Source organism: Stenotrophomonas sp. Iso1 (genome assembly GCF_027497995.1).
Taxonomy (GTDB): domain Bacteria; phylum Pseudomonadota; class Gammaproteobacteria; order Xanthomonadales; family Xanthomonadaceae; genus Stenotrophomonas.
Map to the genome: position 1 here is coordinate 310782 of NZ_JAODBT010000002.1, position 16558 is coordinate 327339.

Genomic DNA, 16558 nt, shown 5'->3' on the forward strand with positions numbered 1-16558 from the left:
CCGGGCGGGAACACCAAGCGGCTGCGTTTTCGGTACGCCGTTGCTTCGACTGTTTGCCCCCACAAAACCCCAGGAGCTTTCCCATGTGTTCCATCTTCGGCATTTTCGGCCTGCAACCCGGCGACGACCTGCAAGCACTGCGCCGCCAGGCGCTTGATCAATCCCAGCGCCAGCGCCATCGCGGACCGGATTGGAGTGGTGTGTACGTAGACGATGGCGCCATCCTGGTGCACGAGCGCCTGGCCATCGTCGATCCGGCCGGCGGTTCGCAGCCCTTGTTGTCGGAAGACGGCGGACTGGCATTGGCCGTCAACGGTGAGATCTACAACCACCAGGAATTGAAGAAAGAGCTCAAGCAGCCTTATGCATTCCAGACCGCTTCGGATTGCGAAGTGATCAATGCGCTGTACCGGGAAGATGCGCCCGCCTCGTACCTCAACCGGCTCAACGGCATCTTTGCCTTTGCGCTGTGGGACAAGGCCAAGCGCCGCGTGATCATCGCGCGTGATCCCATCGGTGTGGTGCCGCTGTATTGGGGGCACGACAAGCAGGGCCGTCTGTGCGTGGCTTCGGAGATGAAATCGCTGTCTGACACCTGTGCCGACGTGGCGCAGTTCCCGCCGGGCCATTGGTACGACAGCAGTACCGATACGTTGACCAAATACTACGAGCGTCCTTGGCGTGAGTACGCAGCCGTGGAAGGTGTGGATGTCTCGCTTGCCGAGTTGCGCGAAGCATTCGAGCGCGCGGTGCATCGCCAGTTGATGACCGATGTTCCTTACGGCGTACTGCTGTCGGGTGGTCTGGATTCGTCGCTGGTGGCTGCCGTGGCTGCACGCTATGCACGTCACCGCATCGAAGACGGCGGCCAGAGTGAAGCGTGGTGGCCGCGCCTGCACAGCTTTGCCATTGGCTTGAAGGGCTCGCCGGATCTGGCTGCGGCCGAGATCGCTGCTGAAGCATTGGGCACGGTGCACCACGGCTTCGAGTACACGTTCGAGGAGGGGCTGGACGCGCTGCCAGAAGTCATCCGTCACATCGAAAGCTATGACGTCACCAGCATCCGTGCCTCCACGCCGATGTTCCTGCTGGCGCGCCGTATCAAGGCGATGGGCGTAAAAATGGTGCTTTCGGGCGAAGGCAGCGATGAAATCTTTGGCGGCTATCTGTACTTCCATAAAGCACCGAACGCACTTGAATTTCACGATGAACTGGTGCGCAAGCTGGATGCGCTGAATTATTACGACTGCCTGCGTGCCAACAAATCGATGATGGCTTGGGGCGTTGAGCCGCGCGTGCCATTCCTGGACCGCGAGTTCCTGGAGGTGGCCATGAAGATGGACGCGCGCCACAAGATGGTCGACAAGGCCAGCGGTCGTATCGAGAAGGCAATTCTGCGTGAAGCCTTTGAAGGCTACCTGCCGAAGGAAATCCTGTGGCGGCAGAAGGAGCAGTTCAGCGACGGTGTCGGCTACGGCTGGATCGATGGCCTGAAGGCGCATGCCGAAGAACAAGTGAGCGACCGAGTATTGGCAGCCGCCGACAAGCGCTTCCCGTACAACCCGCCGCAGACCAAGGAGGCGTACTACTACCGGCACCTGTTCGAGCAGTACTTCCCGAGCCGTGCCGCATCGGAGACGGTGCCCGGCGGCAAGTCCATTGCGTGTTCTTCACCAGCAGCGATTGCCTGGGATGCCAGCTTCGCCAGCATGGCCGATCCGTCAGGCCGTGCTGTGGCCGGTGTGCACGATCAAGCACTGGCTGGCTGAGTGTTGGGGCATGGCCCGCAGCAAAGCGGTCCATGCCCTCGGCGTGTTGCCAAACTCCTGGCACCTTGTGATCACGTGCCTATGTAAGAGGCGTTCAATGGATACGGAAATCGAAGGCGGCTCGTCGCCAGGGAGTTGGGGGCGTGTCTGCCGTGCGAGGTGGCAACGTCAGGCTGATTGGGGCGCTTGTTCGCGGCCTTGGTCATCGTGGCATTTGGCAACCACCTCCATGACCGGGGGTCGTTGCTCACCCTGATTGAATGCCGTCGAGCGTGAATCGCATAACTCGCAGCGCTCGACGCTGTGGCGATTGTGTCGGTTCGTCCTTCATTACTAAAAAATTTCATACAGGAGTAGAGATGCGTACGTTGTCGATGGCTTTGTTGGGCCTGCTGTGCACGCCACTTGTCCATGCTGCTGATGTGCCGTTGGAGCGGCATTCGCTGGGTAGCTGGGAGGCCGATATTGGCTTCAGTGGCGTGGTGCGTGACGGAGATACGCTGCATGTTTCCGGCATCGCCTGCGCAGGCGCGGATATGCAGGTGGCAGTGCTGGCATGTTATCGCCAGTTGAACGACATCCTGCAACGTTTCGATGTGGACAGCAGCCACGTGGTGAAGGAGACCGTCTACACCACTGACATGGATGCGTTGATCAAGGTCATTCCAGTGCGCAAGACTTTCTTCGCAGATGCAAAGTACCCGGCAGCTACCTGGGTGCAGGTTAGCCGGTTGTTTGATCGCGCTCATCTTCTGGAAGTGGAGTGGACTGTGCGGCTCAAGTAAACGCACGCCGTGCGTTCTTGCTGCATGGGGATAAAAAGGTGGTAACGGTTGAATGAACTTTCGTGGGCTTGCGAGTGATCAGCGATTTTGTCTACTTCTGTGGAAATATTCAGTAAGTAGCGAGGTATGAGCAGGCTGGCTTTGCTCGAGTTTTTGCCGACCGCGAACGGGTTTAGTCGGGTAGGTACGCGCTCCGGAGGATAATCCATGTCACGTAAAAGGTGATGGCACGCGTCTGCGGAAGTCGGCCGTCGCTTCCCCCGCTGGGACGATGTTTCCGCGGTTACCGTTAGCGACAGTTCGAGCGATGTGTTCTGGTCGTGGACGGTCTGCTGACGTCCTGACTGGGAAGTCCACGCAAGCCCTCAGGCATTGGCAGTGTGAGGCGATTATCCCTACCACTCGTCCACGAAGGCCTAGCGAGTGTCTGTGGACGGATGCGGCTTCTAGCGCCTCACAAAACAAAATGCGGGTAGCAGGGCGCAGTGTAAGACGGGGTGCTCGTCCGCAACGTCGAGGGGTGTCGGAGGAAACGATTGCAAGCAGATAGGAGCAAGGTTTAATGCGGTTGTGCTGTGCGCTGTCATCGCGGCGCGCTACGCTATTGCGATGTCTGAATTGATTGGTCCGCCCGAAAATGTTGTCTCCAGTCCCTGCATTGGCTTGTGTGCCCTGGACAGCGCGGGTTATTGCCGGGGGTGTTGGCGCACGGGCGACGAGATCGGAAGCTGGATGCGCATGAGCGACAGCGAGCGCCGCCGTTTGATGGAACAGGTGCTTCCCGTGCGTGCCAGTGATGCGACGCCCTTTGCTGCGCAATTGGCTGGCCGTGAGCGGTTGCAGCAGGCCTTGCTACCGCTGGCCAATGCACCGGCTGGAACTGGCTGGAACCGTGAAGAGCTGGAGGACCTGTTGCCGCCGGGACCCCCGGTCGAGGCCGCTGTGCTGGCTGGCCTGGTGCCGCGAGCGAGTGGCACGCATGTGCTGTTGACCCGGCGTACCGAGGCGCTGCGCAACCACGGTGGACAAGTTGGTTTCCCGGGGGGGCGGGTGGAGCGCAGCGACCGCAATCCACTGGCAGCGGCCTTGCGTGAGAGTGATGAAGAGATCGCGCTGCCCTCCAGTCAGGTGTTGGCGCTGGGATATCTGGACCCGTTCATCACCATTACCGGCTTCCGGGTGACGCCGATAGTGGCAGTGGTGGACCCGGCGTTCGTTGCGCGCCCGGAGCCGGGCGAAGTGGCTGAAGTGTTCGAGGTGCCACTGGACTACCTGATGAACCCTGACAATCTGCGCCTGGTGGAAATGGAACACCGTGGCCGCATCCGTCACGTCATGGAATATGCGTGGCCGGGTCACAGAATCTGGGGTGCCACCGCCGCCATTCTCTACAACCTGCGCCGTCGCCTGGAGTTGCTCGGATGAAAACAATGGATCGAGGCTGGAATACGCTCGTCGATGTGGCGAGTCTTGCCAGAGCATTGAATGAAGAAAGCGTGCGTCTGGTTGATGCGCGCGCCACTGCGAGCACGGCGTTGCGCGTGGTGGATACGCGGTTTTCATTGGCCGATGTGCAGTCGGGCGCAGCGCAGTATGCCGTCGGGCATATTCCCGGCGCGGTATATGCGGATCTGAATCATGATCTGTCCAATCTCGATCGGCAGGGCCATGGTCGTCACCCGTTGCCAGACAGCGAGGCCTTTGCCGCGACGCTGGGCCGTTGGGGCATTACGCCAGACACGCAGGTGGTGGCCTACGATGCGGCCGATGGCAGCATGGCGGCCTCGCGCCTGTGGTGGCTGTTGCGGTTGATCGGGCACCGCAATGTCGCGGTGCTTGATGGTGGATTGGCCGCTTGGCAGGCAGCCGGTCATGCGCTGCAGGCCGGTGCGGTGAACGCACCGGAAGCGGCGCCGTATCCAGGGCAGTTCGATCTCACCCAGGTAGTCAGTGCCGATGAGGTGCAATCGCGCTTGGCGCAGGCACCGGGTTGGCTGGTGGATGCGCGTGCCGCCGAGCGGTATCGCGGAGACGTGGAGCCGCTTGATCGTATCGCTGGGCATGTGCCGGGCGCAGTCAATCGGCCGTTTGGCATGAACCTGCGCGATGGTCACTTTCGTTCTGCGCAAGAACTGCGTGCGGAGCTGCAGCCGTTGCTGGGCACCTATAGGCCGGATCAGGGGGTCGTGATGTGCGGCTCAGGCGTGACCGCGTGTCATCTGCTGTTGGGTTTTGAACATGCCGGTCTGCACGGGGTGAAAGTGTTCGCTGACTCGTGGAGCGGCTGGTCGAGTGACACGCAGCGGCCGGTGGCTACCGGCTGACGCAAGCGCGATGCAATGGGGCGCTGCGTAGTGGTTTATCTGGGGGAAACATGAATTTCAGGAAATGGGGGTGCGGCGTGTTGCTGTTGCTGTTGCTTGCGCTGGCAGCGTGCAAGCAACAGGGGAGCCCGTTCCTGCTGGACTCGCGCCAGTATCACCGTGACGTGGAGCAGTGGCGCTCGCAGCGGATTGCGCGGTTGCGCGCGCCCGATGGCTGGTTGAGCTACATCGGCTCGGGAAGGCTTAAAGAAGGCAGTTACCACGTGGGCAGTGCGCCCACCAATGACGTCGTGCTGCCGGCGGGGCCGGAGCAGCTGGGGACGTTGGATATTGGTGCCGATGGTGTGGCTGTGATCAACGGCCGGGCCGGTACCGGTGCGACGTTGAACGGCACGCCGTTGCGCCAGGCAACGTTGCAGCCGGTGACGGAGGGCGTCCGCGAAGCCAGCCGTCTTCAACTGGGCAGTGGTGAGTTCTACCTGGTGCGTAACGGCACGATGCTGGGTTGGCGCTACCGCGATGCCAGCTCGGCACGCCGTCGTGATTTTCGGGGCATTGACTACTTCCCGGTGGAAACCCACTGGCGAGTGGAAGCGCAGTGGCACCCATTTCCCCAAGCGCGGCAGGCGGTGTTGTTGACATCGATCGGGACACCACTGCCGGCAACAATGCCTGGTGAGGCAGTATTCGAGATTGAGGGGCGTAGCTATCGGCTACAACCCGTTCTGGATGAAGACGCTCCGGCGTCGCGGCGGTTCTTCTTTGTGTTCTCCGACCGCACCAGTGGCCGCGAAACCTATGGCGGCGCGCGTTACTTGTACGCGGCAGCGCCACAGGACGGCAAGTTGGTGCTGGATTTCAATCGGGCTCAGAATCCGCCGTGCGCATTGACGCCCCACGTGGTCTGCCCGATTGCACCGGCCATCAATCGTTTGGAACTGGCGGTGACCGCTGGCGAGAAATATCAGGCGCTGGTGCAGTAGGCCCGGTGCAAGCTGCCATCAGAGCGGCAGCGGTTGCTGCGGAATGGCTTTGAGTACGTCCTGCCAGGGGAACAACGGGCCCGGGTCGAGTTTGCGTGGCACTTCGACCGAAGCGTCGTCGCTGGCCGGCATGCGCGCGGTGTCGAGCTGCTCGTGACCAGCGATCCACTGCAGCGACGGCAGCTTCTCCGGTAGCCATTGCAGCAGCCGTACCAGCGCGGCGATCTGTGCGTCGGTGTAAGGCTCGGGCATGTGCTGGTTGCGTGAATCGAACCAGTCTGGCCAGCGGCCACGGTTGACCAGTTCGATACCGACCGAGCGCGGGTTGATGCCACGCACATGGTGAGCCACCCGATCCAGCGCGACGTACTGCAGGATGCTGCCGTCGCGGTCGATGTAGTAGTGGCCGCTGTTGCCGGTACCGGCCTCATAGAGCACGCGCTCGCCGTATTCGCGGGCAGTGGCAAGGTCCGGCAGCTCGGTGCAGTGGATCACTACCAAGTCCACATCCGACAGCGCTCGGCTGACCAGAAACGGCTCGTAGGGCAAGGGACTGGAGGTGATGGGGGGCGGTAGCGGCATGAGGGGGATGCTAGCATTCGCGCATGAGTCCTGATCACTGCGTGCGGTCGCCATGAGCCGCGGACATTGCATTCTTTCCCATGGTTTTGAGAGCGGCCCGGAGGCCACCAAGGTCACCGCGTTGGCCGATGTGGCGCAACGCCTTGGCTGGAGCCATGAGCGTCCGGATTACACCGATCTGGATGCCCGCCATGAAATCAGTTCCGTCGGTGATGTGCCAGCACGCCTGCAGCGGCTGATCGAGCGTGCCACCGAGATGGCCGCGCGTGGCCCGCTGGTACTGGCCGGTTCCAGCCTGGGTGCCTATATCTCGGCGATCACCTCGCTGCAGGTGCCGGTCAAGGGGCTGTTTCTGATGGTACCGCCCACCACTATGGGCCCGATGCCGGCGCTGGACGCCGCGCCGGTGCCCACCAGCGTGGTACACGCCTGGGGCGATGAACTGATCCCGGCAGCCGAGGTGATCCGTTGGGCCGGCGAGCGCTCAGCCCGTCTGCTGCTGGTCGATGATGGCCACCGCTTGAGCCAGCACGTGGAGGCCTCAGCGCAGGCCTTTGAGGCCCTGCTGCGCTCGCTCTAGGGTGTTTGTGAAGGCCGCTCTGGCCAGCCGATCCGGCGCCGGGGCCTGCAACTGCCTACAATGGCGACCTTGGATGCCCTCTGGGGCCGGTTACCGTGCCCGCCCGCATCCCTTCCTTTCTGACAGCTGATCCGATCCCGTGAAATTCTTTGTTTCCTGCGCCAAGGGCCTTGAGTACCTGCTCGCCGACGAACTGCTGGCGATGGGCCTGACCAAGGCCACCGCTACCATTGCCGGCGTCAACGCCGAAGGTGAACTGCGCGACGCGCAGCGGGTGGTGCTGTGGTCACGCCTGGCCAGCCGCGTGCTGTGGCCCCTGGCCGAGTTTGAATGTCCGGATGAGGGCTCGCTGTATCAGGGTGTGGTCGCGATGCCGTGGGACCAGCACATCACCTCCGAGCTGACCTTGTCGGTGGACGCGCATGTGTCCGGTACCGCCATCACCCACGCCCGCTTTGCCGCGCAACGGGTCAAGGACGGTGTGGTCGACAGCCTGCGTTCGCAGGGTATGGAGCGGCCGTCGGTGAATGTCGAGTTCCCGGACGTGCGCATCAACCTGTCGCTGCGCAAAGGCCGCGCCACGATCTCCATCGACCTGGGCGGTGGCCCGATGCACCGGCGCGGGTGGCGTATGGCGCAGAACGATGCACCGCTGAAGGAGAACCTCGCTGCCGCCGTGCTGCTGCGTGCCGATTGGCCGAAGATCCACGCGCAGGGGGGCGGTCTGCTGGACCCGATGTGCGGCAGCGGTACGTTGCTGATCGAAGGCGCCTTGATGGCCGCCGACGTGGCACCGGGCCTGCAGCGTCACGGCAGCCTGCCGCCGAGCCGCTGGCGCGGTTTCGACCAGGCGCAGTGGAAGGAACTGATGGCCGAGGCGCGTGAGCGCGAAACCGTCGGTCGTGCTGCATTGAAGCAGGTCATCCACGGCAGCGATATCGACCCGCAGGCGATTCGTGCGGCCAAGGAAAATGCCGAGGTTGCCGGCGTCAGCGAGGCCATCTGGTTCGGCGTGCGCGACGTGGCGGATATGCAGGTGCCGCCGCAGGAGATTGGTTGCGTGGTCTGCAATCCGCCCTACGACGAACGCTTGGCGGCCGACGCCATGCTCTACCGCCGCATCGGCGACGCGCTCAAGCGCGCGGTGCCGCAGTGGCGCGCCAGCCTGCTGTGCGGCAATGCCGATCTGGCGTTCGCCACCGGCCTGCGCGCACGCAAGACCTACCAGTTGTTCAACGGCGCCATCGAGTGCGCGTTGATCATCTGTGACCCCATCGCCGTGCCGGCACGCGAAAACGACGGCCAGCCGCGCGAACTCAGCGAAGGCGCGCAGATGGTGGCCAACCGCCTGCGCAAGAATCTGAAAAAGTTCAAGAACTGGCTGTCGCGCGAAGGTATCAGCTGCTTCCGTGCGTATGACGCCGACCTGCCCGAGTATTCGGCAGCCATCGACGTCTACCGCGAAGATGGTGGCAAGGGCCGCACCTTCCTGCATGTGCAGGAATACGCTGCGCCGGCCACCATTCCTGATGTCGATGTACGCCGCCGCCGCAACGAGCTGCTGTCGGCAGCGCGTGAGGTGTTCCAGGTGCCGGCCGAGCAGGTCGCGCTGAAGTCGCGTGAGCGTGGCAAGGGTGGAAGCAAGTACGGCCGCTTCGAACAGCGTGGCGATTTCATCCTGGTACGCGAGAACGACGCGTTGTTGCGGGTGAATCTGTTTGATTACCTGGACACCGGTCTGTTCCTCGACCACCGCCCGTTGCGCCGACACATGGCCGATGAAGCACGCGGCAAGCGCTTCCTCAATCTGTTCTGCTACACCGGCGTGGCCAGCGTGCAGGCGGCGGTGGCCGGTGCCAGTTCGACCACCAGCGTCGACCTGTCCGGTACTTATCTGCAGTGGTGCGCCGACAACCTCGCGCTCAACGGCAAGGGCGGCAGCCAGCACACGCTGGTGCAGGCCGATGCGGTGACATGGCTGGAATCGGAGAAGAACCGTTACGACGTGATCTTCTGCGACCCGCCGACGTTCTCCAACTCGGCACGTGCGGAAGATTTCGACATCCAGCGCGAGCATGTGCGCCTGTTGAATGCCGCAGTGGATCGTCTGACCTCTGACGGCGTGCTGTACTTCTCCAATAACTTCCGTCGTTTCAAGTTGGATGAAGCCGCAATTGCGGCGTTCGCTGACTGCCGGGAGATTTCCGCGCAGACCATCGGCCCGGATTTCGAGCGCAATGCACGCATCCACCGTGCGTGGGAGCTGCGACGTTTGGGATGAAAGCGGTGATCGCAACGGGAGGTGACATGGAGTCGTCCGCCATCGTGTTCGAGGGCCTGCTGTTGCGGCCGTTCGAGGATAGTGATGCTCCCGTCTTTGCTGAAGCGGTGCGTGAGTCAGTTGAAAGCGTGAGCCGATGGATGCCTTGGGCGTCGCATGACTACAGCGCGGCGCAGGCACTGGAATGGTTCGCTGCCTGCGGTGCCCAGCGCGTCGCGGCCACCGCACTGGAGTTCGGAATCTTCTGCCAGAACACCGGTGTGTTTTTGGGCGGTGCGGGGCTGAACGAAATTCGTCGTGAACCTCGTTTCTGCAATCTTGGCTACTGGGTGCGTCAATCGCGGCAAGGGCAGGGCATTGCATCCCGCTGCGTGCGCGCGCTCGCCGCACATGGCTTTGCCAACGAAGGGTTGCAACGCATCGAAATCGTGGTGGCGACCGGCAATGCCGCCAGCGAGAAAGCGGCACTGAAATCAGGCGCGCTACGCGAGGGGATTGCGCGTAATCGATTGGTGATCAATGACCAGCCGGTGCCTGCCTACATGTTCTCGCTGGTTCCCGAATAGCGCGGTTGGCCCCTTTCCCTTTGCGGTAGAGGGGCCGGCCCGTAATGAGGAAACACCCAGCCTGCGGCTTAGGCCAATGCTATGGCAGCAGAGCTGCAGCCACACCAAAGATCGGCAATACCCACGCCAACGGTACGATCCAGCGCGGCCGATACGGATAAAGGCCGAAGGCAATCATCAACCCGGCGGCGGTCAATGCCCCCAGCCACAGCACCGGGCCGAGTGCCCAGCCGTGATTCCACACACACAGTCCGAACGCGGCGGACAGCGCGATCCAGCCCAGCCAACCCCACACGCGCATGCGCGCTGGGCCCGCCTGGGCTTTGCCGTGCAATTCCTGCTGATGCTTGGCCATGGCCAGCGACAACGCGGTAAAGCCCGAGTACGACAACGCGATTGAAAGCAGCATCATGCTGATGCCTCCGCGGCTACTGCCGCCTGTTGGCGACGTTTCTTCTCGGCCGCACTGAGTGCAGGCTGCCAGCGCTGCATGCGTAGACCGCAATAAGCCAGCACCGCGCCGAAGGCGAGCATCACGAGATCGAAGCCAGCAAGCACCCAGTCGCCCTGCAGCAAGGTCACGCCGAGATGCGCGTGGGTGGTCAAGGCATTGATTGCCGGTATCAACGCGAACATGGCCGCACCTACATACAACTGCCATGCCCACATCAGCCGCTTGGGCCAGATAAAGGCGGCCAACAGTGATGCTGCCCAGGCGTAGAAGAACACGTTGATCTCGGCGTCGCTGCGATCAGCCAGCTGCACCGGTAGCAGACGGTTGCCCCAGAAGTAGGCGGCAAACGCAATCGGCAGGCCAGCGACAGCGCCGATGTTCAGCGCATCCACCAGACGCAGGCCGAAGCCGGTTTTGCCGGATTTTGCGTGTTTGGGACGCTCCTTCACCGCCCATAGCACCACGCCGCTGGCCACCATCAGGCAGCCGATCAAACCCGACAGGAAGAACAAGGCGCGCAGCCCCCAATCAGCGAAGCGTGCAAGGTGCAGGCCGTACATCACGCCACGGGTGACGGTGGCACCGCCAGCGGTCGGGCTGGCTTCAATCAACTCACCGTTGACGGCGTTGAAACGTAGCGATGGTGTGTCCACTGACAGGCGTTTGCCGTCGCGCTGGTGGAGGTCGATGACCGCGTTGGCTGCGCCGGGGCGGTACAGCGTGAAACCGGCGACGTCAGCACCGTTCCAGTGCTTGCGCGCGCTGTCCATCAACTGCTGGATCGGCAGGGCCACTGCCGATCCTTGACCTGGTGATTCGATATCCGCCATGCGCGCGAAGGCTTCACTGAAGAAAGCGTCTTCGTCTTTCGGGTACGCACTGCTCACGCCCCACGGCAGGTACATGAACATCAAGGTGACGATGCCGGTGTAGGTGATCATGGCGTGATATGGCAGTGCCATCACCGCACTGACATTGTGGAAATCCAGCCACGAACGCAGCCCTTTCTGCGGGCGGAAGGTGAAGAAGTCCTTGAAAATTTTCTTGTGGGTGATGACGCCGGTGATGATCGCCACCAGCATGAACATCGCGCAGAAACCCACCAGATAACGCGCCCATACCACGGGGATGTAGTGCAGGTCGAAATGCAGGCGATAGAAGAAGTCACCGCCGCGGGTTTCGCGAGCAGTTACCTCTTTGCCGGTGGTTGGATCGACAGTGGCGTCGCCGAAACGGCCACCGCCACGGCGCCGGCGTTTCTCGCCTTCGGCCGGCGGTTTGACCATCGATTCGGGATTGCGCCAGAACATGCGCATCGCCGGATTGCGTGCATCGGGCAGGGTGACGTTCCAGCTCTCGGCCTGCGGCGCCTTGTGCTGCAGGAAGGCGATGGCGCGGGCGGCGGCATCGTCGGCGCTCACCGTGCTGCGCGGTAGCTCCGGCCGCATCCAGCGGCTGATTTCCTCGCGGTAGTAGCTGGCGGTGCCGGCCATGAAGATCAGCAACAGCAACCAGCCAACCAACAGGCCCGTCCAGGTATGCAGCCATGCCATGGATTGTCGGAATCCATTCTTCATGCCAACGCTCCAAGCCACTGTGTGCCCAACCAGAACAGTGCGGTGGGAATCAGGATGCCAACCCAGGCACGCAACGCGGTGCGAGTCGCGAATGCCCACAGCGCCGCGCAGGCGCCCAGCACAATGGCGACCAGCATGCCGGTCAGCACGGCTTGGCTACGCGCAATAGGCAGGGCGACCGCGAAAAACATCGAGCACGTCGCGGCCAATGCGTAGCCGCCGAAGATGGCGGCGAGCGAGCGCGACAACACGCCCAACCAGGGGCGTGCGAAGAAACTGCCAAGACGGGTGTGCCAGGGGCTGGCGAAAGGCGTGCTGTCCACGGGAACCTGCAATGTCGAATCGAAGTGGCATCACCGGCTGCATGCCGGTGATCAAAAAAAAAGCGGCCATCCATGGCCGGCACTGCACGGGGCAGTGCCTTTCCTGGAGACGGTTACAGCTTCCAGCGCAGGCTCAGCCGCACGTTGCGCGGCTCGCCCCAGTTCACGCCGTCATAGAAACCAACGTTGCTGTAGTACTTCTTGTCGAGCAGGTTGTTGATGTTCAACTGCGCGGAGAAGTTGTCGTTGAAGCGGTAGCCTGCGAAGGCGTTGACCAGCACCACGGCGTCCTGGGTGATGCGCGATTTGTAAGTCTTGCCGCTGGTCAGGAAGTCGTCGGCGGGGCGGTTGCTCAAGCGCCAGATTTCGCTCTGCCAGGTCACCCCGCCGCCCAATGACAGGCGGCTCCAGGCACCACTCGGGTGCCAGCCCGTGTTGAGGCGGAACGTGTTGACCGGCGTGGTGGTGTTCTGGCGCACGCCTTGCTGGTTGCGGATGACGGTGTGCGCGTAACCGGCGGACAGATTCCAGTTCTCGGTGATGCTGCCCTGGGCTTCCAGTTCCCAACCCTTGACCTCATTGCCCTTGCCGGTGGAGCGGTAGGCGCTGGTGCCGTCCGGCAGCGAGCCTTCCGGCACGGAGTCGTCGATTTCGGCAACATTGTCCTTCTCGCCCTTGAACACGGCAGCCGATGCATTCATACGGCCATCGAACAACTCGGCTTTGACGCCGGCTTCCCACATGTCGCCGACCACCGGCTCCAGGTAACTGTTGTTCTTGTCGCGATAATTCTGCGGCTGGAAGATGTCGGTGTAGCTGACGTAAGCGCTGAAGAGTTTGTTGAAGTCATAGATCAAACCGGCGTACGGCGTCAGCGAATCATCCGGCTTGTAGCCACCACGCGTGGTGCCCAGCAGCTTGCCGGAGGCATCACGGTCATAGCTCCAGCTGCGGGTTTCCCAGCTGCCGTAGCGTGCGCCAAGTACCGCCATCAACGGATCGGCCAACTGCAGGCGCGCGGCGACATAGGCGGCGCGCTGCTTGAGTTCGTCCTGCGAGGACAGCCAGTTGTAGCGGTTGACCTGCAGCGGCGGCACATCGCCGGTCCAGTTGCGCCAGTCCGGCACCTTTTCGTAGCCATCGGCATAGTCGAAGTCCGAACCGGGTACTTCGCCCTTGCGCACGGATTGGCCAACACCGACGACCAACTCATGCTCGCGACCGAACAGTTTGAACGGGCCACTGGCATTGAGATCGAACACTTGCATGTCGCTGCGCTCACCGAATGCGCCGATGAAGGCATTCACGCCGGTGCCATCTGGGCGCGGATAGCCTGATGCGCCGTACCAGACCTCACCTTCGGTCTCGCGCTTGGAGCGGGTGAAGCTGCCTTTGATTGCCCAGTCGTGGCCCAGGGTCTGCTCGATTCGAGCGAAGGTGGATTTTTCGACGATGGGCCACTGGCTCCAGCGCGCCGATAGATTGGTCGAGCGCGGCAGATTGGCCGGCTTGCCATCGGCACCCCAGTACGGCACCACGCCCCAGGTGACGCCGGAGGTTTCCGGCGATTGGTATTCGTAACCCACTTCAAGCAGGGTGCTGTCGCTCAGGTCGGCCTGGACGATGCCGTAGAACACGTTCTTGTCGAGGCGGTACACATCACGGAAGGAATCGCTCTGCTGCTTGGCGGCGACGAAGCGCGCACGCACGCGGCCGTCCAGTGCGACAGGGCCGCCGATATCGGCTTCCAGGCGCTGGTTGCCCCAGCGGCCGAGCACCAGGTTTGCACTCATGGCGAACTCATCGGTCGGGCGCTTGCGTACGTAGTTGATGGTGCCTGATGGATCACCGGCACCGGTGGTCAGGCCGGTGGCTCCGCGCACGACTTCGATGCGGTCGTAGATGACGCTGTCGTTGTTGGTCTTGATGTAGCCGCCGAAGGTATTGAGCATGCCATCGACCTGGAAGTTGGTGATGCTGTAGCCGCGCGACACAAAATTGATGCGCTCACTGTCGGTGACGGCGACATGCACGCCGGTCACCTGGCCCATCACGTCGGACATCGCATACAGGCCCATGTCATCCAGGCGCTGGCGGGTGAGCACGGTGACCGACTGCGGTGTGTGCCGCAGCGATAGATCCAGCTTGGTCGCGGTGCGTGCCTGTTTGACGGTGTACGAGGTGGGAACGTCGCCGTCGGCAACCACTTTCACCGTATCCAGCGTCGTGGCGCCGGCAGGTGCGGCTTCCGCCTGGGCGGTGGTGGCATGGCTGGCAAGGGCGACAGCCAATGCGGTGGACAGCAGCGAAAGTGTGAGCGGGGAGACGGCAGTGGGGCGATGCATCGGCATTTCCTGAGTGGCGAAAGTGGAGCGGGCCAGCGGAGGAGTGCCCACGGCTTCGCCACACGCCAAGCGTGTGCGTTGCCGGAAGTGGAATTCCCGCGTGCTGCCCGCATGCACAACGCGATCGCCCAAAGGCGGCGCGCGGCACGATCTTTTTTATCGGGGGTACACGGGGCTGTGCGGAGAGATGCGGTGCATCGCTGTCGCGAGAGGCTGGGCGTACGGCCTAGTTCGTAACGATAACCATTCTTATTTGTGAGGGCAAGCTAAATTGGCCTGCATCCGTGTTGAACTTTTGCCGTTCTGAAGCGATAGCGGTCATCGCAGCTACCAAGTCCCTCTCTCGCCTGCGGCGGTGAAGGCAATCGTTTGCGAACCATGGGGCCGCGATCTGATGGGTGCCGTTTTCCCGGTGCAAGGCTCAGCGTGCGGCCTAAGGGCTCGGGGCCAGGGATGTTGAAATCAAACCGGATTAACCGCCGCGCAGGCGAATCCGAAGGAGGCGCCAGACTTCCGCAAGCAGCAGAAATTCCACTTGTCCTCGCCAGTGCAATACCCGCTCCCACAAACGAGTGACGGGACGGATCAGGCATTGTGGGTTCTCCAGCAACCCGGTGGAGATTCGGCGTCGAACAGAAGGCGGGGCGATAGAAGGGAGCTTCATGTTCATGCCACTCCCACAACCGCACGTAGTGTCGCTGCTTTCAGAAGTGCAGCCAGCCGGTGATTGCATGTAGCAAGAGGCCAATCAGGCCGCCCACCAGGGTGCCATTGAAGCGAATGTATTGCAGATCGCGGCCGACGCTCAGTTCCAACTGTTCGACCAGCTTTTGCTCATCCCATGCCTTCACTGTCTGCGCGATATGCGCGGTAACGCCACTGCGCAGGCGGTTGGTGAGTTTCTCCGCGCCGGCCAGCATGTGCTGGTTGAGTGCATCGCGCAGTGCCGGGTCATTACCGATGGCCGCACCCAGCTTGCCGAGGCTGCGTTCAAGGTGGCCTGCGAGTGCCGATTCTTCGTTGGAAAGATCGTCGCGCAGATAATCGTGCACGCGCTGCCACAGGCCCTGCACATAGTCCTGTACGGCGGGGTGGTCGATGACCTGCTGTTTGAGCGTGTCGACTTTCGCCGCCAGCGCGGGATCGTGGCGCAGGCGCTGCATGTAGTCGCCCAGCCAGCGTGCGTAATCCTGGCGCAAGGGGTGTTCGGGCTCGGATAGCACTGCCTGCAGCTCTTCCAGCCCGGCGCGTGCCAAACGATCCGCCAGCGTGTCGCCGATTTCATCAATCGGCTTGACCCAATCCACGGTGCTGGCCAGCTTGGGCCATTCCTTGCGGATGTAGCGCACGATCAGCGCCGAGGCATGTTGACGCACGCTGTCTTTGTCCAGCCAACCGGCAACGCGCTTGAGGCCTTCATCGAGTACCCGTTGATGGCGGTTGTCGGCGGTCAGCAGGCCCAGCAATTCGCCGGCGGTTGCTGCGGCATTCCACTGCCGCAACTGCTCGACCACAAAGCCCTGGATAGCGCGGCGCACGGCGGCTTCGTCCAATAGATCCAATGCCTGCACCGCCCAGCCGCGCGCCAGTCCAGCGAGCATATGCGCCTGCTCGGGTTGGGCCAGCCATTGCCCCAGACGCGCGGCCGGATCAAACACTTTGAGCTTTGCCAGCAGTGCTTCCGGCTCAAGGAAATGGTCGCGCACGAATACGGCCAGGCTGTCGGCGATACGCTCCTTGTTGCGCGGGATGATGGCGGTGTGGGGGATGGGCAGGTTCAGCGGACGCCGAAACAATGCCACCACCGCAAACCAATCGGCCAAAGCGCCCACGGTGGCGGCTTCGCAAAACGCGCCCACCCATGCCCAGATGCCACGCTCGCCGTTGATGTGGCTGACGATGAAGCCCGCCAGCATGGCCAGCAGCATCGCCAGTGCGTACATCTTCAGGCGGCGCAGCTGTGCGCGGCGGGGATCGTCCTGCATGTTC

At 62.5% G+C, this 16558-nt stretch carries 14 protein-coding genes; 8 read left to right on the plus strand and 6 right to left on the minus strand.

Translation table 11 applies throughout. The features are described from left to right. Positions 1–83 precede the first annotated feature (83 nt). The 5 genes from asnB (at position 84) to PAN08_RS10380 (ending at position 5861) form a co-directional block, all read left to right on the plus strand. Positions 84–1769 carry an asparagine synthase B gene (asnB, locus tag PAN08_RS10360; protein ID WP_269791439.1) on the plus strand — a complete coding sequence of 562 codons (1686 nt, stop codon included), beginning with the start codon at positions 84–86 and terminating at the stop codon, positions 1767–1769. Positions 1770–2128: 359 nt separating this feature from the next. After that, on the plus strand, positions 2129–2554 hold the full coding sequence (locus tag PAN08_RS10365) for a RidA family protein (RefSeq protein WP_269791440.1): 426 nt from the start codon (positions 2129–2131) through the stop codon (positions 2552–2554). Positions 2555–3163: 609 nt separating this feature from the next. After that, the gene (locus tag PAN08_RS10370) at positions 3164–3979 is read left to right on the plus strand and encodes a CoA pyrophosphatase (RefSeq protein WP_269791441.1); all 816 of its coding nucleotides are present in this window, start codon (positions 3164–3166) and stop codon (positions 3977–3979) included. After that, the gene (locus PAN08_RS10375) at positions 3976–4878 is read left to right on the plus strand and encodes a sulfurtransferase (protein WP_269791442.1); all 903 of its coding nucleotides are present in this window, start codon (positions 3976–3978) and stop codon (positions 4876–4878) included. The genes PAN08_RS10370 and PAN08_RS10375 overlap by 4 nt, the downstream gene beginning before the upstream one ends. A 50-nt stretch (positions 4879–4928) precedes the next feature. Beyond that, positions 4929–5861 carry a DUF1684 domain-containing protein gene (locus tag PAN08_RS10380; RefSeq protein WP_269791443.1) on the plus strand — a complete coding sequence of 311 codons (933 nt, stop codon included), beginning with the start codon at positions 4929–4931 and terminating at the stop codon, positions 5859–5861. Positions 5862–5879: 18 nt separating this feature from the next. On the opposite strand, the gene PAN08_RS10385 is transcribed toward PAN08_RS10380, so the two are convergent. Further along, positions 5880–6443, minus strand: a complete 564-nt coding sequence (locus tag PAN08_RS10385) for an N-acetylmuramoyl-L-alanine amidase (RefSeq protein WP_269791444.1) — start codon at positions 6441–6443, stop codon at positions 5880–5882. 52 nt (positions 6444–6495) lie between these two features. Between PAN08_RS10385 and PAN08_RS10390 the strand changes: the two genes are divergently transcribed. The 3 genes from PAN08_RS10390 to PAN08_RS10400 all read left to right on the plus strand — a co-directional run bounded on the left by PAN08_RS10390 (position 6496) and on the right by PAN08_RS10400 (position 9870). Beyond that, positions 6496–7023, plus strand: a complete 528-nt coding sequence (locus PAN08_RS10390) for a YqiA/YcfP family alpha/beta fold hydrolase (protein ID WP_269791445.1) — start codon at positions 6496–6498, stop codon at positions 7021–7023. Between the two features lie 139 nt (positions 7024–7162). After that, positions 7163–9304, plus strand: a complete 2142-nt coding sequence (gene rlmKL / locus PAN08_RS10395; protein WP_269791446.1) for a bifunctional 23S rRNA (guanine(2069)-N(7))-methyltransferase RlmK/23S rRNA (guanine(2445)-N(2))-methyltransferase RlmL — start codon at positions 7163–7165, stop codon at positions 9302–9304. A 26-nt stretch (positions 9305–9330) separates the two neighbouring features. Then, positions 9331–9870 carry a GNAT family N-acetyltransferase gene (locus tag PAN08_RS10400; RefSeq protein WP_269791447.1) on the plus strand — a complete coding sequence of 180 codons (540 nt, stop codon included), beginning with the start codon at positions 9331–9333 and terminating at the stop codon, positions 9868–9870. 79 nt (positions 9871–9949) lie between these two features. On the opposite strand, the gene PAN08_RS10405 is transcribed toward PAN08_RS10400, so the two are convergent. The 5 genes from PAN08_RS10405 to PAN08_RS10425 form a co-directional block, all read right to left on the minus strand. After that, positions 9950–10282, minus strand: a complete 333-nt coding sequence (locus tag PAN08_RS10405; RefSeq protein WP_269791448.1) for a DUF3325 domain-containing protein — start codon at positions 10280–10282, stop codon at positions 9950–9952. Beyond that, positions 10279–11901, minus strand: coding sequence for a PepSY-associated TM helix domain-containing protein (locus tag PAN08_RS10410; RefSeq protein ID WP_269791449.1), 1623 nt, complete (start codon positions 11899–11901; stop codon positions 10279–10281). Before PAN08_RS10410 ends, PAN08_RS10405 begins: the two co-directional genes overlap by 4 nt. Continuing rightward, complete coding sequence (locus tag PAN08_RS10415; RefSeq protein WP_269791450.1) at positions 11898–12224, minus strand: DUF3649 domain-containing protein; 327 nt, start codon at positions 12222–12224, stop codon at positions 11898–11900. The genes PAN08_RS10410 and PAN08_RS10415 overlap by 4 nt, the downstream gene beginning before the upstream one ends. Before the next feature lie 113 nt (positions 12225–12337). Beyond that, complete coding sequence (locus PAN08_RS10420) at positions 12338–14569, minus strand: TonB-dependent siderophore receptor (protein WP_269791451.1); 2232 nt, start codon at positions 14567–14569, stop codon at positions 12338–12340. 704 nt (positions 14570–15273) lie between these two features. Then, a complete protein-coding gene (locus PAN08_RS10425; RefSeq protein ID WP_269791452.1) occupies positions 15274–16554 on the minus strand; it encodes a DUF445 family protein in 1281 nt (426 codons plus the stop codon). Positions 16555–16558 lie beyond the last annotated feature (4 nt).